General features: G+C 75.4%; 1 protein-coding gene. It reads right to left on the bottom strand.

Annotated features, from left to right (window positions below):
- Window positions 1-207, bottom strand: a 207-nt coding sequence (locus AN216_RS00005) for a hypothetical protein (protein ID WP_107401854.1), incomplete at both ends; no start/stop codon positions are given.

Genomic DNA, 207 nt, shown 5'->3' with positions numbered 1-207 from the left:
CGCCGATCCGTGCGGCGACGCTGTGTATGCGTCGGTCGGTGGCCCGCTCCGGGGTGTACACCCCGGAGTCGAGCAGCGCTATGGCCAGCCGCATGGCCTTCAGGCGGCGATTGTGCGTCTCGTACCACTCCCGGGGCTGGCCGGCCGGCAGCGGCACCTTGCCCGCCGGGTGGGTCGGGGACGTCGCGGGACGGCCGCGTCGCGCGG

The organism is Streptomyces oceani (assembly GCF_001751245.1).
Taxonomy (GTDB): Bacteria; Actinomycetota; Actinomycetes; order Streptomycetales; family Streptomycetaceae; genus Streptomyces; species Streptomyces oceani.
The sequence above is the reverse complement of the archived record's forward strand: the minus strand, read 5'-3'. Positions and strand labels throughout refer to the sequence as shown.